The 17,116-nt window shown below is 71.0% G+C and carries 17 protein-coding genes; 6 read left to right on the forward strand and 11 right to left on the reverse strand.

The window, feature by feature from the left end; all coding sequences use genetic code 11:
• The first annotated feature begins 106 nt into the window (after positions 1 to 106).
• Together wrbA and ELI80_RS11655 are read left to right on the forward strand one after the other, a co-directional pair.
• On the forward strand, positions 107 to 706 hold the full coding sequence (gene wrbA, locus ELI80_RS11650; RefSeq protein ID WP_136652093.1) for an NAD(P)H:quinone oxidoreductase: 600 nt from the start codon (positions 107 to 109) through the stop codon (positions 704 to 706).
• A gap of 113 nt (positions 707 to 819) precedes the next feature.
• The gene (locus tag ELI80_RS11655; RefSeq protein ID WP_136652094.1) at positions 820 to 2,058 is read left to right on the forward strand and encodes a pyridoxal phosphate-dependent aminotransferase; all 1,239 of its coding nucleotides are present in this window, start codon (positions 820 to 822) and stop codon (positions 2,056 to 2,058) included.
• Between the two features lie 4 nt (positions 2,059 to 2,062).
• Here the strand turns inward: ELI80_RS11655 and ELI80_RS11660 are convergent, their stop codons facing one another.
• The 4 genes from ELI80_RS11660 to ELI80_RS11675 all read right to left on the reverse strand — a co-directional run bounded on the left by ELI80_RS11660 (position 2,063) and on the right by ELI80_RS11675 (position 6,163).
• On the reverse strand, positions 2,063 to 2,824 hold the full coding sequence (locus tag ELI80_RS11660; protein WP_136652095.1) for an ABC transporter permease: 762 nt from the start codon (positions 2,822 to 2,824) through the stop codon (positions 2,063 to 2,065).
• On the reverse strand, positions 2,821 to 3,759 hold the full coding sequence (locus ELI80_RS11665) for an ABC transporter ATP-binding protein (RefSeq protein ID WP_136652096.1): 939 nt from the start codon (positions 3,757 to 3,759) through the stop codon (positions 2,821 to 2,823). Before ELI80_RS11665 ends, ELI80_RS11660 begins: the two co-directional genes overlap by 4 nt.
• Before the next feature lie 185 nt (positions 3,760 to 3,944).
• The gene (tdh, locus tag ELI80_RS11670) at positions 3,945 to 4,970 is read right to left on the reverse strand and encodes an L-threonine 3-dehydrogenase (protein WP_201740626.1); all 1,026 of its coding nucleotides are present in this window, start codon (positions 4,968 to 4,970) and stop codon (positions 3,945 to 3,947) included.
• 8 nt (positions 4,971 to 4,978) lie between these two features.
• Complete coding sequence (locus tag ELI80_RS11675) at positions 4,979 to 6,163, reverse strand: glycine C-acetyltransferase (protein ID WP_136652098.1); 1,185 nt, start codon at positions 6,161 to 6,163, stop codon at positions 4,979 to 4,981.
• Between the two features lie 380 nt (positions 6,164 to 6,543).
• On the opposite strand from ELI80_RS11675, the gene ELI80_RS11680 reads away from it, so the two are divergent.
• Positions 6,544 to 7,182, forward strand: a complete 639-nt coding sequence (locus tag ELI80_RS11680) for a hypothetical protein (protein WP_136652099.1) — start codon at positions 6,544 to 6,546, stop codon at positions 7,180 to 7,182.
• A gap of 78 nt (positions 7,183 to 7,260) precedes the next feature.
• Positions 7,261 to 7,707, forward strand: coding sequence for a YaiI/YqxD family protein (locus tag ELI80_RS11685; protein ID WP_136652100.1), 447 nt, complete (start codon positions 7,261 to 7,263; stop codon positions 7,705 to 7,707).
• Between the two features lie 224 nt (positions 7,708 to 7,931).
• On the opposite strand, the gene ELI80_RS11690 is transcribed toward ELI80_RS11685, so the two are convergent.
• Positions 7,932 to 9,080 (reverse strand): CaiB/BaiF CoA transferase family protein, encoded by a 1,149-nt coding sequence (locus ELI80_RS11690; RefSeq protein ID WP_136652101.1) that lies wholly within the window; start codon positions 9,078 to 9,080, stop codon positions 7,932 to 7,934.
• Positions 9,077 to 10,285, reverse strand: coding sequence for an acyl-CoA dehydrogenase (locus ELI80_RS11695; protein ID WP_136652102.1), 1,209 nt, complete (start codon positions 10,283 to 10,285; stop codon positions 9,077 to 9,079). Before ELI80_RS11695 ends, ELI80_RS11690 begins: the two co-directional genes overlap by 4 nt.
• 199 nt (positions 10,286 to 10,484) lie before the next feature.
• Between ELI80_RS11695 and ELI80_RS16575 the strand changes: the two genes are divergently transcribed.
• Positions 10,485 to 13,031 carry an OmpA family protein gene (locus ELI80_RS16575; protein WP_328592250.1) on the forward strand — a complete coding sequence of 849 codons (2,547 nt, stop codon included), beginning with the start codon at positions 10,485 to 10,487 and terminating at the stop codon, positions 13,029 to 13,031.
• 86 nt (positions 13,032 to 13,117) lie between these two features.
• Here the strand turns inward: ELI80_RS16575 and ELI80_RS11710 are convergent, their stop codons facing one another.
• Genes ELI80_RS11710 through dapE form a run of 3 tightly spaced genes read right to left on the reverse strand, consistent with a single transcriptional unit; the run spans position 13,118 to position 15,198 of the window.
• Entirely contained in the window at positions 13,118 to 13,624 is a 507-nt protein-coding gene (locus ELI80_RS11710; RefSeq protein WP_236641467.1) for a hypothetical protein, read from the reverse strand.
• Between the two features lie 9 nt (positions 13,625 to 13,633).
• Positions 13,634 to 14,056 (reverse strand): GNAT family N-acetyltransferase, encoded by a 423-nt coding sequence (locus ELI80_RS11715; RefSeq protein ID WP_136652103.1) that lies wholly within the window; start codon positions 14,054 to 14,056, stop codon positions 13,634 to 13,636.
• Positions 14,053 to 15,198, reverse strand: a complete 1,146-nt coding sequence (dapE, locus tag ELI80_RS11720; protein ID WP_136652104.1) for a succinyl-diaminopimelate desuccinylase — start codon at positions 15,196 to 15,198, stop codon at positions 14,053 to 14,055. The genes ELI80_RS11715 and dapE overlap by 4 nt, the downstream gene beginning before the upstream one ends.
• A gap of 274 nt (positions 15,199 to 15,472) precedes the next feature.
• Here dapE and ELI80_RS11725 point away from each other — a divergent pair, with 274 nt between their 5' ends.
• A complete protein-coding gene (locus ELI80_RS11725) occupies positions 15,473 to 15,889 on the forward strand; it encodes an META domain-containing protein (protein ID WP_161596462.1) in 417 nt (138 codons plus the stop codon).
• Between the two features lie 28 nt (positions 15,890 to 15,917).
• Here ELI80_RS11725 and recO read toward each other — a convergent pair whose 3' ends face one another.
• Together recO and ELI80_RS11735 are read right to left on the reverse strand one after the other, a co-directional pair.
• On the reverse strand, positions 15,918 to 16,676 hold the full coding sequence (recO, locus tag ELI80_RS11730; protein WP_136652106.1) for a DNA repair protein RecO: 759 nt from the start codon (positions 16,674 to 16,676) through the stop codon (positions 15,918 to 15,920).
• Between the two features lie 9 nt (positions 16,677 to 16,685).
• Positions 16,686 to 17,111, reverse strand: a complete 426-nt coding sequence (locus ELI80_RS11735) for a VOC family protein (RefSeq protein ID WP_136652181.1) — start codon at positions 17,109 to 17,111, stop codon at positions 16,686 to 16,688.
• Between the last annotated feature and the right edge of the window lie 5 nt (positions 17,112 to 17,116).

Here is a 17,116-nt window from a genome sequence, read left to right on the forward strand (position 1 = left end):
CTGGATCATCTCAATCCATTCCGTCGCAGTTCTGCGAAGGCTCCGGAGCGGCTAGATCAGGGCCAGACGTTTTGCACGGCAACACATTCCACGAAAGGAACGCCACATGGCCAAGGTTCTGGTCCTTTATCACTCCACCTACGGGCACACCGAGGCGATGGCCGAGGCTGTCGCCGAGGGGGCCCGCAGCGCGGGGGCCGATGTCGACATCCGCCGGGTGCCCGAGACCGTCCCCGAGGACGTCGCCCGCAGCTCGGGCTACAAGATGGACCAGAAGGCGCCCATCGCGACGGTCCAGGAACTGACGAACTACGACGCGATCATCGTCGGCGCGGGCACCCGCTTCGGCCGCCTGCCCTCGCAGATGGCCGCGTTCTGGGACACCGCCGGGGGGCTTTGGGCCACGGGCGCGCTGAACGGCAAGGTCGGCGGGGCGTTCAGCTCGACCGCGACCCAGCACGGCGGCAACGAGCTGACGGTCATGTCGCTGATCCACAACCTGATGCATTTCGGGCTGACGATCGTGGGCCTCGACTACGGCTATGGCGGGCAGTCGGGCGTCGACCGGGTCCGCGGCGGCTCGCCCTACGGCGCGACGACGATCACCGACAGCGACGGCAGCCGGATGCCGTCCGAAGATGAACTCGGCGGCGCCCGCTACCAGGGCCGCCGCATCGCCGAGGTCGCCACCAAGCTCTTTGGCTGATGCGGTCCGCCCGCAGGGGCGGCCTTGCCGAAAACGTGGTTCCACCGGGGCCGGGCGCAGTGTTCAATGCGCCCGGCCCCGCCCGTTCCGGGGCGATGCGAAAGGACCGCCTCATGATCCCGCCCGACGTTTCCGGCCACCCCGTCTTCGACGTGCCGCTTGCCGCGCGGATGGGCGCGGTCAAGCCCTCGGCCACCGTCGGCATGACGCGGATCGCGAACGAACTGCGCCGCGCGGGCCGCGACATCATCGGCCTGTCGGTGGGCGAGCCCGACTTCGACACGCCGGAACACATCCGCGACGCCGCCAAGGCCGCGATCGACGCGGGCCAGACCCGCTATACCGACGTGGACGGCACGCCCGAGCTGAAGCGCGCGATCGCGGACAAGTTCGCGCGCGAGAACGGGCTCACCTACGGCACCGACCAGATCACGGTCGGGACCGGCGGCAAGCAGGTGCTCTACAACGCGCTGATGGCGACGGTCGAGGACGGCGACGAGGTGATCGTCCCCGCGCCCTACTGGGTCAGCTATCCCGACATGGTGCGGCTTGCGGGGGGCACGCCCGTCATCGTGCCCGGCGGCGAGAACCGGGGGTTCCTGCTGTCGGCGGACGACCTGCGCGCCGCGATCACGCCCCGGACGAAGTGGCTGATCCTGAATTCTCCGTCCAATCCCACCGGCGCGGCCTACCCGGCCGAGGCGCTGCGGGCGCTGGCGGACGTGCTGCTGGATCACCCGCACGTCATGGTGATGACCGACGACATGTACGAACACATCCTCTACGACGACGCGCCCTTCGCGACCATCGCCGCCGTCGAGCCGCGGCTGGCGGACCGGACGCTGACGGTCAACGGCGTCAGCAAGGCCTACGCCATGACCGGCTGGCGGATCGGCTATGCCGGGGGTCCGGCGACGCTCATCAAGGCGATGGCGACGATCCAGGGGCAGAGCACGACGAACCCCAGTTCCGTCAGCCAGGCGGCGGCGGTGGCGGCGCTGGACGGCCCGATCGGCTTTCTCGCCGAACGCAACGCCGTGTTCCAGGCCCGCCGCGACCTGTGCCTGCGGGAACTCAACAGCATTCCCGGCCTGGGCTGCCGCACCCCGGACGGGGCGTTCTACCTGTTCCCGTCCTGCGCGGGCGTGATCGGCCGCACGCGGCCCGACGGGCGCGTGATCGAGACCGACACCGACTTCGCCACCTACCTTGTCGAGGAGGCGGGCGTTGCCGTCGTGCCCGGATCGGCCTTCGGGCTGTCGCCGTTCTTCCGCATCTCGTTCGCGACCTCGACCGAGAACCTGCAGGCTGCCTGCGACCGCATCCGCGCCGCCTGCGGGAAGCTCGGGTGAGCGGCTAGTCCCGCAGGCGCCAGCCGGTCGCGAAGATCCAGCGGATGATGCCCATGCAGACGACGATCATCGCCGCGACGGCCAGCAGCGACACCGTCACCGGCACGTCGGCCAGGCCGAAGAACGACCAGCGGAACCCGGATATCAGGTAGAGCACCGGGTTCAGCTTCGCCACGCTTTCCCAGAACGGCGGCAGCATGTCCGCCGAATAGAACGCGCCGCCGAGGAACACGAGCGGCGTGACGACCATCAGCGGCACGACCTGCAGCTGCTCGAACGACTTCGCCCACAGGCCGATGATGAACCCCAGGAGGCTGAAGGCGAGCGCCGTCAGGAACAGGAACGCCAGCATCCACAGCGGGTGCAGGACGTGCATCTCGACGAAGAAATAGCTGGTGGCGAGGATCAGGAACGCGATCAGGATCGCCTTGACGGCGGCCGCGCCGACGAAGCCCAGCGTGATCTCGACCCAGCCCACGGGCGAGACGAGGTATTCGTAGATCGTGCCGCTGAACTTCGGGAAGTAGATCCCGAAGCTGGCGTTGCTGACCGACTGCTGCAGGACCGTCAGCATCATCAGGCCGGGAACGATGAAGGCGCCGTAGGGCACCCCCTCGACCGACTGGATCCGCCCGCCGATCGCCGACCCGAACACGACGAAGTAGAGCGCGGTGGACAGGACGGGCGAGGCGATGGACTGCCAGATGGTGCGGAAGAAGCGCGCCATCTCGTGCCGGAAGATCGCGGCTGCGCCGTGCCGGTTCATGCGGACACCCGCGGCGTCTCGGACACGAGGTTCATGAAGATCTCTTCCAGGCTGGACTGGGTGGTCGAAATGTCGCGCACCCCGACGCCGTTCTGGGCAAGGTCGCCCAGCAGGCGCGCGATCCCCGTCCGCTCGGCCTTGGTGTCGTAGTCGTAGGCGAGGCTCGCGCCGTCGTCCGACAGCGCGAGGCCCGGCCGCGCCAGGCCGGCGGGCAGCGCGGGCAGCGCCGTGTCCAGTTCGATCACCAGCGTCTTGCGACCGAACTCTCCCATCATCTCGGCCTTGGTCTGGATGAGGGCGAGCTTGCCCTTGTCGATGACGCCGATGCGGTCGGCCATCTCCTCGGCCTCTTCCAGATAGTGGGTGGTGAGGATGATGGTGACGCCGCTGCGGCGCAGGTCGCGCACGACATCCCACATCTCGCGGCGCAGGACCACGTCCACGCCGGCGGTGGGCTCGTCCAGGAACAGGACCTTGGGGCGGTGCGACAGCGCCTTGGCGATCAGCACCCGGCGCTTCATGCCGCCCGACAGCTCGCGCGTGGCCGCGTCGCGCTTGCCCCACAGCGCGAGGCTGCGCAGCACCGCCTCGACATGCGCGTCGTCCGGCGGCTCGCCGTAAAGCGCGCGGGTGTAGCGGACGGAATCGATGACGCTCTCGAACGGCTCGAGCGCGATTTCCTGCGGGACGAGGCCGATCAGCCTGCGCGCCGCGCGCCAGTCGGTGCGGATGTCGTGGCCGCCCACGCGCACGGTGCCGCTGGTCGGCACCACGAGGCCGCAGATGATCGAGATGAGCGTGGTCTTGCCGGCCCCGTTCGGGCCGAGAAGCGCGAGGATCTCGCCCTCGCGGATCGACAGCGACACGTCGTCGAGCGCCCTGGTGCCGCTGCCGTACTGCTTCGACAGGTTCTCGATCTCGATGATGCCGGACATGCGGAGAATCCTTCTGAAGGCGGCAGTCAGGTCAGCCCCGCCCTTTGGGCCATGACATAGGTGCGGGGCCGCGCGGGGTTCAAGGCGCGCATCGCCTAGCGCGGGGCGAAGGGCGCGGGGCACGGCCGGCCCGCCCGCGTCGCCCGTCCGGCGGACGGCGACGGGGCCGTGCCGATCCCTGCCCCTCAGCCCCAGTCCATCACGACCTTGCCCGCCTCGCCCGAGCGCATGGCGGCGAAGCCCGTCCCGAACGCCTCCGCGCCGATGCGGTGGGTGATGAGCGGCTGCAGGTCGAGGCCCGACTGGATCAGCGCGATCATCTTGTACCAGGTCTCGTACATCTCGCGCCCGTAGATGCCCTTGAGCGTCAGCATCTTGAAGATGACGAGATTCCAGTCGATCTCGAACCCCGCCGGGGCGATGCCCAGGATCGCGATCTTGCCGCCGTTGTTCATCTTGTCGATCATCTGCCGGAACGCCGGGGCCGCGCCTGACATCTCCAGCCCGATGTCGAACCCCTCGCGCATCCCGATTTCCGCCATGACCGTGCCGAGGTCGGTGTCGGCCACGTTGACCGCGTGCGCGATCCCCATGCTGCGGGCAAGATCCAGCCGGACCGGGTTCACGTCGGTGATGACGACCTTGCGCGCGCCTGCCGCCTTCGCGACCATCGCCCCCATGATGCCGATGGGGCCCGCGCCCGTCACCAACACGTCCTCGCCCACGCAGTCGAAGCTGAGCGCGGTGTGGACGGCGTTGCCGAAGGGGTCGAAGATCGCCGCGATCTCGTCGGGGATGTCGTCGGGGACCGGGATCACGTTGCTTTCGGGCAGGCACAGATAGTCTGCGAACGCCCCCGCGCGGTGGACGCCCACGCCCAGCGTGTTGCGGCAGAGATGCCCCCGCCCGGCGCGGCAGTTGCGGCAATGGCCGCAGGTGATGTGCCCCTCGCCCGACACGCGCTGCCCGCGCCGGAAGCGGGTGACGGCGCTGCCGGTTTCCGCGACGGTGCCGCAGAACTCGTGCCCCGTCACCATCGGGACGGGGATCGTCCTGGACGCCCATTCGTCCCAGTTCCAGATATGCACGTCGGTGCCGCAGATCGCGGTCTTGTTCACGCGGATCAGCACCTCGGTCGGGCCGGGCTCGGGGACCGGCACCTCTTCCAGCCACAGGCCGGGTTCCGGGCGCGCCTTCACCAGCGCGCGCATCATGTTGGTCATCCGATCACCTTCAGCTCGCGCCCCGTCTCGATGAAGGCCGCGATGGCGGCGGTGAGGTCGGCGTCGTCGTGGCCCGCCGACATCTGCGTGCGGATCCGCGCCTGCCCGCGCGGGACGACCGGGAAGGAAAAGCCGGTGACGTAGACGCCGCGTTCCAGCATCCGCGCGGCGAAGTCGCCGGCGAGCCGCGCGTCGCCGATCATCACCGGGATGATCGGATGCCCCGCGCCGCCCAGGGTGAAGCCCGCCGCGCCCATCTCGGCCCGGAACCGGGCGGCGTTCGCGTCCATCCGCGCGCGCAGGTCGTCGCCCGCCTGGGCGAGGTCGATCGCGGTCAGCGAGGCGGCCGTGATCATCGGCGCGAGCGCGTTGGAAAAAAGATACGGCCGCGACCGCTGCCGCAGCATCGCCACCACCGCCGCGGGCCCCGCGACATAGCCGCCCGACGCGCCGCCCAGCGCCTTGCCGAGCGTGCCGGTCAGGATGGCGACACGGTCGGCGACCCCGTGCAGCGTGGGGGTGCCGCGCCCCTGCGGCCCGGTCAGGCCGACCGCGTGGCTGTCGTCCACCACCACGGTCGCGTCGTATCGCTCTGCCAGATCGCAGATCGCGGGCAGGTTCGCGATGATCCCGTCCATCGAAAACACGCCGTCCGTCACGATCACCCGCGTCCGCGCGTCGCCCGCCTGCTGCAGGCAGCGTTCCAGTTCGCCCATGTCGTTGTTGGCATAGCGCAGCCGCCTGGCCTTGCAGAGCCGCACCCCGTCGATGATCGAGGCATGGTTGAGCGCGTCCGAGATGATCGCGTCCTCCTCGCCCAGGATCGTCTCGAACAGGCCGGTGTTGGCGTCGAAGCACGACGAATACAGGATCGCGTCCTCGGTCCCGAGCCAGCGGGCGATGCGCGCCTCAAGCGCCTTGTGGTCCTCCTGCGTGCCGCAGATGAAGCGGACCGAGGCCATGCCGTAGCCATAGCGGTCCAGCGCCGCCTTGCCCGCGGCGATCAGGTCGGGGTGGTTCGCAAGCCCGAGGTAGTTGTTGGCGCAGAAGTTCAGCACCGACCCGCCCGGCGCGACCTCGATCCGGCCGGCCTGCATCGAGGTGATGACCCGCTCGGGCTTCCACAGCCCGTCCTCGCGGATCTGGTCGAGCTCGGCAGACAGCCTGTCGGTCAGGGACATCGTTGCAACCTCGCATGGGGGCGCGGCACGGGGTCCGCGCGGCTGGCGCCAACTTCTGCGCGTTGGCCGCGACGGGCAAGCCGATTCCCTGCGGGGTTGCTGTCAGCGGTTACCCCGGGGGGCGTCGGCCGTGCCCGCTGCCGGACGGCTCGATGTTCAGCGGCTGGTGCGAGCCTCGGGATATTTCCGCATCTCCAGTTCGCAAGCGGCGGTCCCGCCGTTCCGCTCCCCCTCCGTCGCAGTGGGCCGACCCCGCCTCACCATCCATCGGCAAGCCCTCCCGACAGCGCCTGTCAGGAGAGGTCGGCCCCCACACCCTGCGGCCCCCGCCCTTCCAACCGCCCCGCCCGCTTCCTAGATGGAACGGGGGAGGAGTCGCGATGCGCCGGCTGTTCGCCCTGCTGATCCTGTCGGTCCCGCCCGTGGTCGCGCCGCCCGCCGTCGCCGTGGCCGAGGACCGCCCGCGCGCCGGGCTCATGTGGAACCGCAGCGGGCTGCCCGCGACCTTCCCGCTCGTCGTCAAGACGCCGGCCGGCGACGACTACGTGCTGTTCGTGGCCGACCCGCAGGACGGCCGCGCGGTCATGGCGGGTTACATCCGCGGCGGCGAGTTCTTCCGGCTGCTGCTTCCGCCCGGCGAATGGCGCCTGCGCTTCGCCCATGGCCGCGACTGGCAGGGAGAGGACGACCTGTTCGGCGCCGGGACGGCGTGGATCGAGCCGCCGCAGCCCCTTGATTTCCGGCTGCTGGGCCTGGACCGCCGCCGCGCCTATGTGGTCACGCTGGGCGAAGGGGACGACGGAACGACCGTCGCCGACGCGCGCGCGGACGCCGAATGCCAGCTGGTGCTTTGGGACAGCAGGAACCGCGACTGGCCTGCGGACGGGCCCGAGGACAGGCCCGGCACGAGCCCGGGCGACCTGGACCTGCTCGACCGCGAGCGGTCCGACGATCCCGGCCGCCCGCGCCTGCGCTACCTCGACCGCGAGTTCGGGATCCACACCCGGCTGTGCGGTTGAACGGCTGGCGGCGATGCTGTTACGGGCAGGCCTTGCGCGTGCCGTCCGGTGGGGTTGTCGCAGCAAAAGGGGGGATGAATGGCGATATTCGTGGATGCGGATGCCTGCCCGGTCAAGGCCGAGGTCGAGCGCGTGGCCACCCGCCACCGCCTGCGCGTCTGGATCGTCTCGAACGGGGGGATCAGGCCGTCGGCAAACCCGCTGATCGAGACGGTGATCGTGCCGGAAGGCCCGGACGAGGCCGACAAGTGGATCGCCGACCGCGCGGGCCCCGGAGACGTGGTCGTGACGGGCGACATCCCCCTTGCGGCGAGATGCGTGGAAGCCGGGGCGCAGGTTCTCAAACATGACGGCGCCTCGCTGAACGCGGGCAACATCGGCAACATCGTCGCGACCCGCGACCTGCTGGCGGACCTGCGCGCCGCCGACCCCTTCAGGCAGGGCGGCGGGCGCGGGTTCACGAAAGCGGATCGCTCGCGCTTCCTCGATGCACTGGAACTGGCGGTCCGCCGGGCGTCCCGGTAGATCGTGCCACGGGCCGTGTGGACGGTCGAATGTGAAGGCCGCCACGCCTCGGCTTCACGATGGCTTGGTCGCTCGGCCGCGCTCCACCGCCACCAGCGCCGCGCCGTTCAACCGTGGCGCTGCTGCACTATCCCCGGATGACGGCGCCGAAAGGGCTTCACATTCTTCGTCGTGATCCGACAGCGCCGTGGCCGCCATCCGGACGTCAGGCCGGCTGCCCCAGGTCATTCAGCGACAGACAGGCTCCCCGCCCCCAGCATCGGCGCAGCACGCTCCAACCTGAGGCTGCTGCGCGAAAAGCTGATCGGGGTGCGCAGGCCGGGGATGCCGTCCAGCTCGATCTCCAGCCGGCGCGAAACGATCTGGGGTTCGGCCAATGCATCGCCGACAGTGTTGATCGGACCGGCAGGGACGCCCGCCCTCTCCAGGACGGAAAGGATATCGGCTCGGGTCCGCGCGGCAGTGGCGGCGGCAATCCTCGCGCAGAGAGTGGCGCGGTTGCCGACCCGCGCCGGGTTGGTCGCAAATGCCGGGTCGGCGGCCAGATCGCCAAGATCGAGCGCCTGGCACAGGGCGGCGAACTGCCGGTCGTTGCCGCAGGCGATGATCAGGTGCCCGTCGGAAGCGGGGAAGACCTGATAGGGCACGATATTGGGATGCGCGTTCCCGAGCCGCTGGGGGACCGTCCCGCCGATCAGGTAGTTCATGGCCTGGTTGGCCAGCACGGCCACGCCGACATCCAGCAGCGAAAGATCGACGTGCTGGCCCTTGCCCGAACGTTCACGCTCGGCCAGCGCCGCCTGGATCCCGATGACGCCGTAAAGCCCGGTGAAGATGTCGATCCATGCAACCCCCACCTTCTGCGGCTCACCCCCCGGCTCACCGGTCAGGTCCATGATCCCGCTCATGCCCTGCACCAGGAAGTCGTATCCCGGCTGGGTCGCGCGCGGACCCGTCTGGCCGAAGCCGGTGACGGAAGCATAGACCAGACGCGGGTTCAACGCGGCGAGGCTGTCGTAATCAAGTCCGAAGCGCTTCAGGCCGCCAACCTTGAAGTTCTCGACCACCACGTCGGCCGTCGCGATCAGGTCCTTCAGCCGGGCCAGATCATCGGCGTTGGTGAAGTCGCACGTGATCGACGTCTTGCCGCGATTCGCCGCGTGGAAATATGCGGCGACGCGCTCGGTCGTACCATCTGGCCGCGGCCGGTCGATGAACGGGGGGCCCCAGCGACGCGTGTCGTCCCCCTCGGGCGCCTCGACCTTGATCACCTCCGCGCCCAGATCGGCAAGGGTCTGGCCGATCCACGGGCCGGCGAGGATGCGCGCCAGTTCGACGACGCGCAACTTCTGCAGGGGCGCCGCCCCGGTCATGCGAAGGCCTGCAGCCCGGTGATGGCGCGGCCCAGGATCAGGGCGTGGACGTCGTGCGTCCCCTCGTAGGTGTTGACCGTCTCCAGGTTCGCGGCGTGGCGCATGACCTGGAACTCCTCGGAGATGCCGTTGCCGCCGTGCATGTCGCGGGCCATGCGGGCGATTTCCAGCGCCTTGCCGCAGTTGTTGCGCTTCACCACCGAGATCATCTCGGGTGCGGCCTGCGCCTCGTCCAGCAGCCGGCCCACGCGCAGCGAGGCCTGCAGGCCAAGCCCGATCTCGGTCAGCATGTTGGCCAGCTTCAGCTGGAACAGCTGGGTGTTCGCCAGCGGCCGGTTGAACTGCCTGCGGTCGAGGCCGTACTGGCGCGCGGCGTGCATGCAGAACTCGGCCGCGCCCATCACGCCCCAGCTGATCCCGTAGCGGGCGCGGTTGAGGCAGCCGAACGGACCCTTCAGCCCCTCGACGCCGGGCAGCAGCGCGTCCTCGCCCACCTCGACGTCCTGCATCACGATCTCGCCCGTGACCGAGGCGCGCAGGCTCAGCTTGCCCTGGATCTTGGGCGCGGACAGGCCCTTCATGCCCTTGTCCAGCACGAAGCCGCGGATCCTGCCGCCATGCGCGTCGGACCTGGCCCAGACGACGAACACGTCGGCGATGGGGCTGTTCGAGATCCACATCTTCGTGCCGTTCAGCACGTAGCCGCCCGCGGTCTTCCGCGCCGTCGTCTTCATGCCGCCGGGATCGGAGCCCGCGTCGGGCTCGGTCAGGCCGAAGCAGCCGATGAACTCGCCGGTCGCGAGCTTCGGCAGGTACTTCATGCGCTGCTCTTCCGACCCGTAGGCGTAGATCGGGTACATCACGAGGCTCGACTGCACCGACATCATCGAGCGATAGCCCGAATCCACCCGCTCCACCTCGCGCGCGACAAGGCCGTAGGCGACGTAGGACGCGCCGAGGCCGCCGTACTCCTCGGGGACGGTCACGCCCAGAAGGCCCATCGCGCCCATCTCGCGGAAGATCTCCGGGTCGGTGCGTTCCTCGCGGTAGGCGTCGATCACGCGCGGCTGAAGCCGCTCCTGCGCGTAGGCGCGGGCCGCGTCGCGCAGCATCCGCTCTTCCTCGGTCAGCTGGTCGTTCAGGCGGAACGGGTCTTCCCAGTCGAACCGGTTCAGGTCGGGCGCGTCCTTGGGCTTCAGGGCCATTCTTTCCTCCTGCGTTGCAATCCCGGATAGAACGTCGGCCCCGGGGGTTCAATGGCACGGGGGCCGTTTCGCACGCCCGGCGCGCGCGGATCACGCCGCTGTCACGCAGTTGTCGGGAACGGCATCGGCCCGAGCCCGTTACGGTTGCAAGCCGGAAAGGCCACGACCCGACCGGATCATGCTGTCACGCGGAGGAACCATGCGTCGCATCTTCAACAACTCGACGGCCATCGCGGTGGGCGTGGCCCTGCTCATGCCCCACGCCGGGATCGCGCAGGCTGCCGTCTCGCCCACGCCGAACGCCGAGGCCGCGCAGGCGGCAAGCGACCGCGCGACCGAGATGCCGGACCTGCAGAAGGCGCTGCAGATGGAACTGGACGCGGGCCTGACCGCCGAACAGCTGACCTGCCCGATGAACGCGCCGACCCCCTGCCCCGCCGGCCTGCGCTTCACCCCGCGCGGGGTGGCGGTGGAAGTGGCCGAGGACGGCACGATCTTCCTCGCCCCGAAGATGATGCAGACGCACCAGGCCGACGCGCAGGGCAACCTGACCCTCGACCCGGATGCGGTCATGTTCTCGGCGCCCCGGCCTGGGACGGACAAGACGAGCGCCGCGGATCCGGTGGCGGTGCTGGCCCAGAACGAGGCCACGCCGCCCGCGACCGCGACCGACGCGGCCACGGTGCCGCCGGTCCCGGCTGCTGACCCGGCTGCTGGCACTGCGGCACCGGCCGAGCCCCCGGCGGCGGACGAGCCTGCGGCGGACACCCCCGCCGAGCACGCGGCAGAGACGACGGCAGAACCCGCCGCCGAAGCAGCGCCCGAACCTTCGGTCGAGCCCGCCGCGGAACCGGCCGCAGCCCCGGCCGATGCAGCGCCGGAAGCCCCGGCGGCCCAACCCGCGGCCGAGGCCCCCGCCGCATCCGACGCCGACGCTGCCGGCGATGCCGCTTCCGATGCCCCTGCCGACGACGCGCCTGCGGCGGATGCGACCGCGACTGACCGGCCCGACGCCGCCGCGCTGGAACGTGCGCTGAGCGCGGATCAGCAGGACGACGCGGCCGGCACCACTGATGCCGACAGGGGCAATGACGCGGCGACCGATGCGCCTGCGGCGTCCGATGCCGCGCCGGTTCCCCCCGCCGCCGATGCACCGGCGGCCAGCGACTCCGCAGCCGACACCACCGCGGCCGATGCCCCCGCCGCAGGTGAAGAACGCCCGGACGCCACCGAACTGGAACGCGCGTTGAGCGCGGACCAGGCGGATGATGCCGCGGCGCCGTCCACCGACGCAGCGACCCCCGCGACCGAGCCGGCAGATGCCGGCGCCGCCGGTCCGGCAAGCGTTACCCCCGACACTGCGCCGGAAACCGCGCCGGGCGGCTCCACGGACGGGTCGGCCCCGGCCACCCCCGCCACCCCGCCCACGGCGGGCACCCCCGGCGCAGCGGCCACGGCGCCCGGCGCCGCCGCACAGCCCGGCCAGCCGGCCGGCACCGCCTCGACCCCGACAGTAGACCAGCTCCGCGACGCGCTCGGCGCCGGCAGCGCGGCCGAGCCCGTGCCGGAGACCCGCGCGGCCGTGACGGAAGCCGCCAAGGAGGCCGCAACCGAGACCGCGCCGCCGACCGCCGCCGCGCTGGAAGCGCCGGCGGAGCCCACGGGCGAGGTGGTTGAAACCGTCGTCATGAACGAGAACGCGCGGTCCTCGGCCGAGGACTTCACGACCAGCATCCGCGACGCCGCCGCAGCGGCGGCCGCGGGCGCGGCGGCCGGTGCAGGTGCGGGCGCTGCGACCCAGACCACCGCCGGGCAAGGCACCGCCACTGCCGCCGCCGGGGCTGACGACGATGACGATGACCGCAACGACCTGGCGCGCATGGCGCTCGCCGGCGTGGCGGGGCTGGTCGTGGGGCAGATGCTGTCCAACAACCGCCAGGTCGCGCTGAACACCGGCGACCGCGTGATCGTCACCCGTCCCGACGGCAGCCAGGAGGTCATCAAGAACGACAACGCCCTGCTGCTGCGCCCCGGCTCGACCGTCCAGACCGAGAACTTCGCGGACGGGTCCAGCCGCACCAGCGTGCTGCGCGAGGATGGCAGCCGCGTCGTGACGATCCGCGACGCCGACCTGCGCGTGCTGCGCCGGTCGCTCGTCCGGGCCGACGGGACGGTCACGACGCTGATCGACGACACCGTCGAGGTGGAGCCGGTGGACGTGGCCGACCTGCCGCCGCCGGCGCGCCCCGTGCTCGACACCACCCGCCCGTTCACCGAGGACGAGCTGCGCGAGGCGCTGCGGCGCGAGGTCGGCGTGGACCGCCGCTTCACGCTGAGCCAGATCCGCAACATTCCCGCCGTGCGGGCGCTGGTCGCGCCCGTGGACATCCAGGCGATCACCTTCGACACCGGCTCGGCCGCGATCGCGCCCGAACAGGCGCAGCAGCTTGCGGTGCTGGGCAACGTGATCGCCGACGCGGTGCGCGACAACCCGAGGGAGATCTTCATCGTCGAGGGTCACACCGACACCGTCGGCTCGGACGCGTCGAACCTCGCCCTGTCGGACAGGCGCGCGGAATCGGTGGCGCTGGCGCTCACCGAATACTTCCAGGTGCCGCCGGAAAACATGGTCGTGCAGGGCTACGGCGAACAGATCCTGCGCGTCCCGGTCGAAGGCGACGTGCGCGAAAACCGCCGCGCCTCGATCCGCCGGATCACGGACCTGCTGGCGCAGCCGCAGCAGTAAGCCGGCCGCGTCGAGGACAACGGGGCCGCGGGGAAACCTGCGGCCCTTTCCCGTGACCGTTTCCCGTCACCCTTCCCGAAGGCGGATCAGCGCCGCCGCCAGACCGTCCGCACCGTTTCGACGTCCGGCCCGCCGTCCAGCGCCTGCGCCGCGGCTGCCATGTCGAAGCCGGGCAGCACGGCAAAGGCATCGGCCAGCGTCTCGGCCCCCGCCGCCTCGACCGGGATCAGCAGGGCCTCGCCGTCGGCGCTGCGAAGCCGCCAGTGGGGCTGGCCGCGCAGCGTCAGCAGCCGGACCTCGACCAGGTCGCGCAGCGCGATCTCGCCCCCCAGCGCGCGGGCGCCGTAGTAGCGGATCGCGCCCTCGATCAGCTCGACCACGCCGGGCGCGGCGATGTCGCGGCGGAACCGCATCCGCCGCCGCGCGTCGATCCCCCAGACGGCCGCGACCGCCAGCACGGCCAGCCCCGCGGGCTCGAACACCAGCCCGCCGAGGGTGAAGACCCAGGCCCCGAACACCCCGACCGCCGCCGCCGCGATGACCTCGCGCCAGGGGCGGAGGCGGGCGGCAAGCTCGGGCCGGATCAGCGCCACCGGATCACGTCAGAGCGGCCGCGTCATGTCGCGGTGCGGGATGCCCGCATCGTCGTAGACCGGCCCGAAGGCGGTGAAGCCCAACCGTTCGTAGAACCCCAGCGCATGCACCTGCGCGCCCAGCTTCGCGGTCGTGACCCCGGGCACGGCGCGCAGCTCGTCCAGCGCCGCCCGGATGAGCGCCGCGCCCAGCCCCGTGCCGCGCCGGTCGGCCAGCACCGCGACCCGGCCGATCTTGCCGACCTCGTCCCGGAGCAGCAGCCGCGCGGTTCCCGCCGGGCGGCCGTCCACGGTCGCGAGAAGATGGATCGCCTCGCCGTCGAGGTCGTCCATCTCCAGCTCCTCGGGGACGGCCTGTTCGTCGATGAACACGACGCGGCGGATCGCGTGGCAGGCGGCGAGGTCGTCCGTGCGGGTGATCTGCGCGGTCATCCGAAGTACCTCTGCAGGATAGTCTGGTAGATGTCCTTCAGCTGCCGCACCTGCGCCTGGGGCACGCGCTCGTCCACCTGGTGCATGAAGGCGCCGACGAGGCCGAATTCCAGAACCGGGCAGTGGTTCTTGACGTAGCGCGCGTCCGACGTCCCGCCCGAGGTGGACAGCACCGGCACCCTGCCGCACGCCTCGGCCACCACGTCGCGGACGAGATCCACGAACGGCCCCGGCGCGGTCAGGAAGCTTTCGCCCGAGACGTGGAAGTCAAGCTCGAACCGCACGCCGGTCCGCGCCTCGACCGCCGCCGCGCGCTCGCGCAACATCGCGGTCAGGCTGTCGCCCGAATGCAGGTCGTTGAAGCGGATGTTGACCGTCGCGCGGCCCTTTTCCGGGATCACGTTCGACGCGGGGTTGCCCACGTCGATGCTCGTGACCTGCAGGCCGGTCGGCTGGAAATGCTCGGTGCCGTCGTCCAGCGGCGCGGCGGTCAGGTCGGCCAGCAGTTCGATAAGCGGGTGCAGCGGGTTCAGCGCCTTGTGGGGATAGGCGGCGTGGCCCTGCTTGCCGTGGGCGGTGATGTTGACGGTCAGGCTGCCGCGGCGGCCGATCTTGATCATCTCGCCCATCACCTCGGGGTTGGACGGCTCGCCGACGATGCAGACGTCCATCCGCTCGCCATTGGCATCCATCCAGTCGAGGATCGCGGGCGTGCCGTCGCGCGACGCGCCTTCCTCGTCGCCTGTGACGGTCAGGATCACGGCGCCGTCGGGCGGGGTCTGCGCGACGAAGTCGATGGCGGCGGCGACGAAGGCCGCGACGCCCGACTTCATGTCGGTTGCGCCGCGCCCCCAGATGGTGCCGTCGATGACCGCGCCGGAAAACGGCGGATGGGTCCAACTGGCCGGATCGCCCGGCGGCACCACGTCGGTGTGGCCGTTGAAGCCGAAGGTCCGCGCCCCCTTGGCCCCCCAGCGGGCGAACAGGTTCGGGGTGCCGTTCCGGTCGACGCGGGTGCAGGCGAAGCCCGCGGGCTCCAGCAGCGACTGGATCAGGGTCAGCGCGCCGCCTTCCTCGGGCGTCATCGAGGGGCAGCGGATCAGGCGGGCGGTCAGGTCGGCGGCGTCGGTCATCAAGGTCATCCTGCTTGGCGGGGGCCTGGCCGCCGCCACGCGAACCTGCCCCCATGCGCGGGACGCGGCAAGGGGTTGCGCGGGACGCGGCAGCAGACGACGCGGGACGCGGCAAGGGGCGGCGCGGTTCCTGCCGGACGCGCCTCCGGTCCGGCGCTCGGCCGGATCGGCCGCGTCCCGCGTGACCCTTCTGCCACGACGACGCGTCCCCTTGACAAGATCGGGAACGCACGCCTTCACCGCGCGTTCGGCCAAGACGATGTTTCACCGGGGAAATTCAGCCATGAAGACTGCCATTCGCATTGCCGCGGCCGCTGCCGCCGTGGCGGCCATCTCTGCCTGCGACCAGCCCGCCGCGACTGGCGCCAGCACCGGCTGGGAAGGCGGCATTCCCTACGGCACCTACACCGTCGTGGGCTTCGGGAAAGAGGCGGTGCCGACCCGAGACGGCAGCATCCGCCTTGGCCCGGGCACGATCTCGGGCAGCGGGCCGTGCAACACCTTTACCGCCACCAACACCGCGACCCTGCCGCAGATCCACATTTCGACCATGAACTGGACCGACATCGCCTGCGGCCACAAGGGATTCGAAGGGCGGCTGTTCGAGGCGCTGACCCAGGCCCAGCAGGCGCAGTGGGAAGGGGGCGTGCTGAAGATCATCGGCCCGACCTACATCACGCTAGAACGCACCGGGAACTGACCCGGGCGCAGGACCGGGCGGCGCGGGGTCAGGCCCCGGATGACCCCTGCGCCGCCCGGTCCTGCGTCGTCCCGCCCCCGACAGCCGCCCGCGACAGCCGCCGCACCAGCCGGTCCCGCGCGGCGGGAAGCGGCTTGCCGATCTGCGACTCGGCGAGGTTGGCGTTCAGGAAATGCCCGGTCACGGCCAGCGCCTCGGCCAGCCCGCCGCCCGTCCCGCCCAGCAGCGCCGGCAGCGGCAGAAGGCGCGGCGCCCACTCCCCCGCCCCCTTGGCGGTGACGGCGTGGCCCGTGCGCGGGCTGACATAGGCCAGCCCCTCGGTCGCGCCGGTCACGGCGCAGCGGTCCAGCACCAGCCCGAAGCCGAGTTCATCGAGCAGCGTCAGTTCCCAGCGCAGGTAGCGCGCAGGCCAGTCGCCGCCTGCCTGCATGGCGTCCAGCAGGTCCTCGGTCCGGTCCCACAGATGGGGGTGGGGATCGCGCTCGGGCAGCGCATAGGCCAGCAGAGCCGTCACGGCGTTCAGCCCCGCGAGTGTAGCCGGGTCGTCCATCAGCCCCGCGCGCGACGCCAGCGGCTCGGCCGTGAAGGTGCCGAGCTGGTCGGCCAGCCGCGCCCGCCAGCGCAGCAACAGGCGGTTTCCCGGCTGCAGCATGGGACCGCGCCGCGCCCCGCCCGGCACGACGCCGTTGATGACGCCCGCGTCGCGCGCGAAGACGGTCAGGATCACCGCACTCTCGCCATGCTTGCGCCGGGCCAGAACGGTCGCGTCGCCCTGCCAGTCGAGCATCGCCGCGCCTCAGGGCAGCGTCAGCGCCCCGTTCGGCGAAAGCGGCCAGCCGGGGTTGTGCGCGATTTCCCAGACATGCCCGTCGGGATCGGCGAAGTAGCCCGAATAGCCGCCCCAGACCGCCTTCCCGGGCCGCTTGAGTTCGGTCGCGCCCGCATCAAGCGCGGCCTGGAACACGGCGTCCACCGGTTCCACATCCTCGCAGTTCTGCGCCAGGGTCATCGCGCCTGTGCCCAGGTCGCCTTCCGCGCGGTTCTGGTCGGCGGCAAGCTCAGCCCGCGAAAACAACGCAAGCGCCGCGCCCTGCATCTGGAACAGCGTCAGCCCGTCGGGCGATGCAGGATAGGGCACCCAGCCCCGTCCGGCATAGAACCTTGCCGAGGCGTGAATGTCGGCAACGCCCAGGGTGATCAGCGTGACGCGGTTGCTCGGCAGCATCT

Origin of the sequence: Paracoccus aeridis (genome assembly GCF_004923205.2) — a bacterium.
GTDB classification, from domain to species: domain Bacteria; phylum Pseudomonadota; class Alphaproteobacteria; order Rhodobacterales; family Rhodobacteraceae; genus Paracoccus; species Paracoccus aeridis.

Excerpts from the sequence above, each read along its gene's own strand:
- ELI80_RS11660 (WP_136652095.1), bottom strand. The coding sequence starts at position 2,824 with ATGAACCGGCACGGCGCAGCCGCGATCTTCCGGCACGAGATGGCGCGC.
- dapE (WP_136652104.1), bottom strand. The coding sequence starts at position 15,198 with ATGACCTTGATGACCGACGCCGCCGACCTGACCGCCCGCCTGATCCGC.
- ELI80_RS11685 (WP_136652100.1), top strand. The coding sequence starts at position 7,261 with ATGGCGATATTCGTGGATGCGGATGCCTGCCCGGTCAAGGCCGAGGTC.
- wrbA (WP_136652093.1), top strand. The coding sequence starts at position 107 with ATGGCCAAGGTTCTGGTCCTTTATCACTCCACCTACGGGCACACCGAG.
- ELI80_RS11715 (WP_136652103.1), bottom strand. The coding sequence starts at position 14,056 with ATGACCGCGCAGATCACCCGCACGGACGACCTCGCCGCCTGCCACGCG.
- ELI80_RS11665 (WP_136652096.1), bottom strand. The coding sequence starts at position 3,759 with ATGTCCGGCATCATCGAGATCGAGAACCTGTCGAAGCAGTACGGCAGC.
- recO (WP_136652106.1), bottom strand. The coding sequence starts at position 16,676 with ATGCTCGACTGGCAGGGCGACGCGACCGTTCTGGCCCGGCGCAAGCAT.
- ELI80_RS11695 (WP_136652102.1), bottom strand. The coding sequence starts at position 10,285 with ATGGCCCTGAAGCCCAAGGACGCGCCCGACCTGAACCGGTTCGACTGG.
- ELI80_RS11680 (WP_136652099.1), top strand. The coding sequence starts at position 6,544 with ATGCGCCGGCTGTTCGCCCTGCTGATCCTGTCGGTCCCGCCCGTGGTC.
- tdh (WP_201740626.1), bottom strand. The coding sequence starts at position 4,970 with ATGCGCGCGCTGGTGAAGGCGCGCCCGGAACCCGGCCTGTGGCTGGAA.
- ELI80_RS11655 (WP_136652094.1), top strand. The coding sequence starts at position 820 with ATGATCCCGCCCGACGTTTCCGGCCACCCCGTCTTCGACGTGCCGCTT.
- ELI80_RS11725 (WP_161596462.1), top strand. The coding sequence starts at position 15,473 with ATGAAGACTGCCATTCGCATTGCCGCGGCCGCTGCCGCCGTGGCGGCC.
- ELI80_RS11675 (WP_136652098.1), bottom strand. The coding sequence starts at position 6,163 with ATGTCCCTGACCGACAGGCTGTCTGCCGAGCTCGACCAGATCCGCGAG.
- ELI80_RS16575 (WP_328592250.1), top strand. The coding sequence starts at position 10,485 with ATGCGTCGCATCTTCAACAACTCGACGGCCATCGCGGTGGGCGTGGCC.
- ELI80_RS11690 (WP_136652101.1), bottom strand. The coding sequence starts at position 9,080 with ATGACCGGGGCGGCGCCCCTGCAGAAGTTGCGCGTCGTCGAACTGGCG.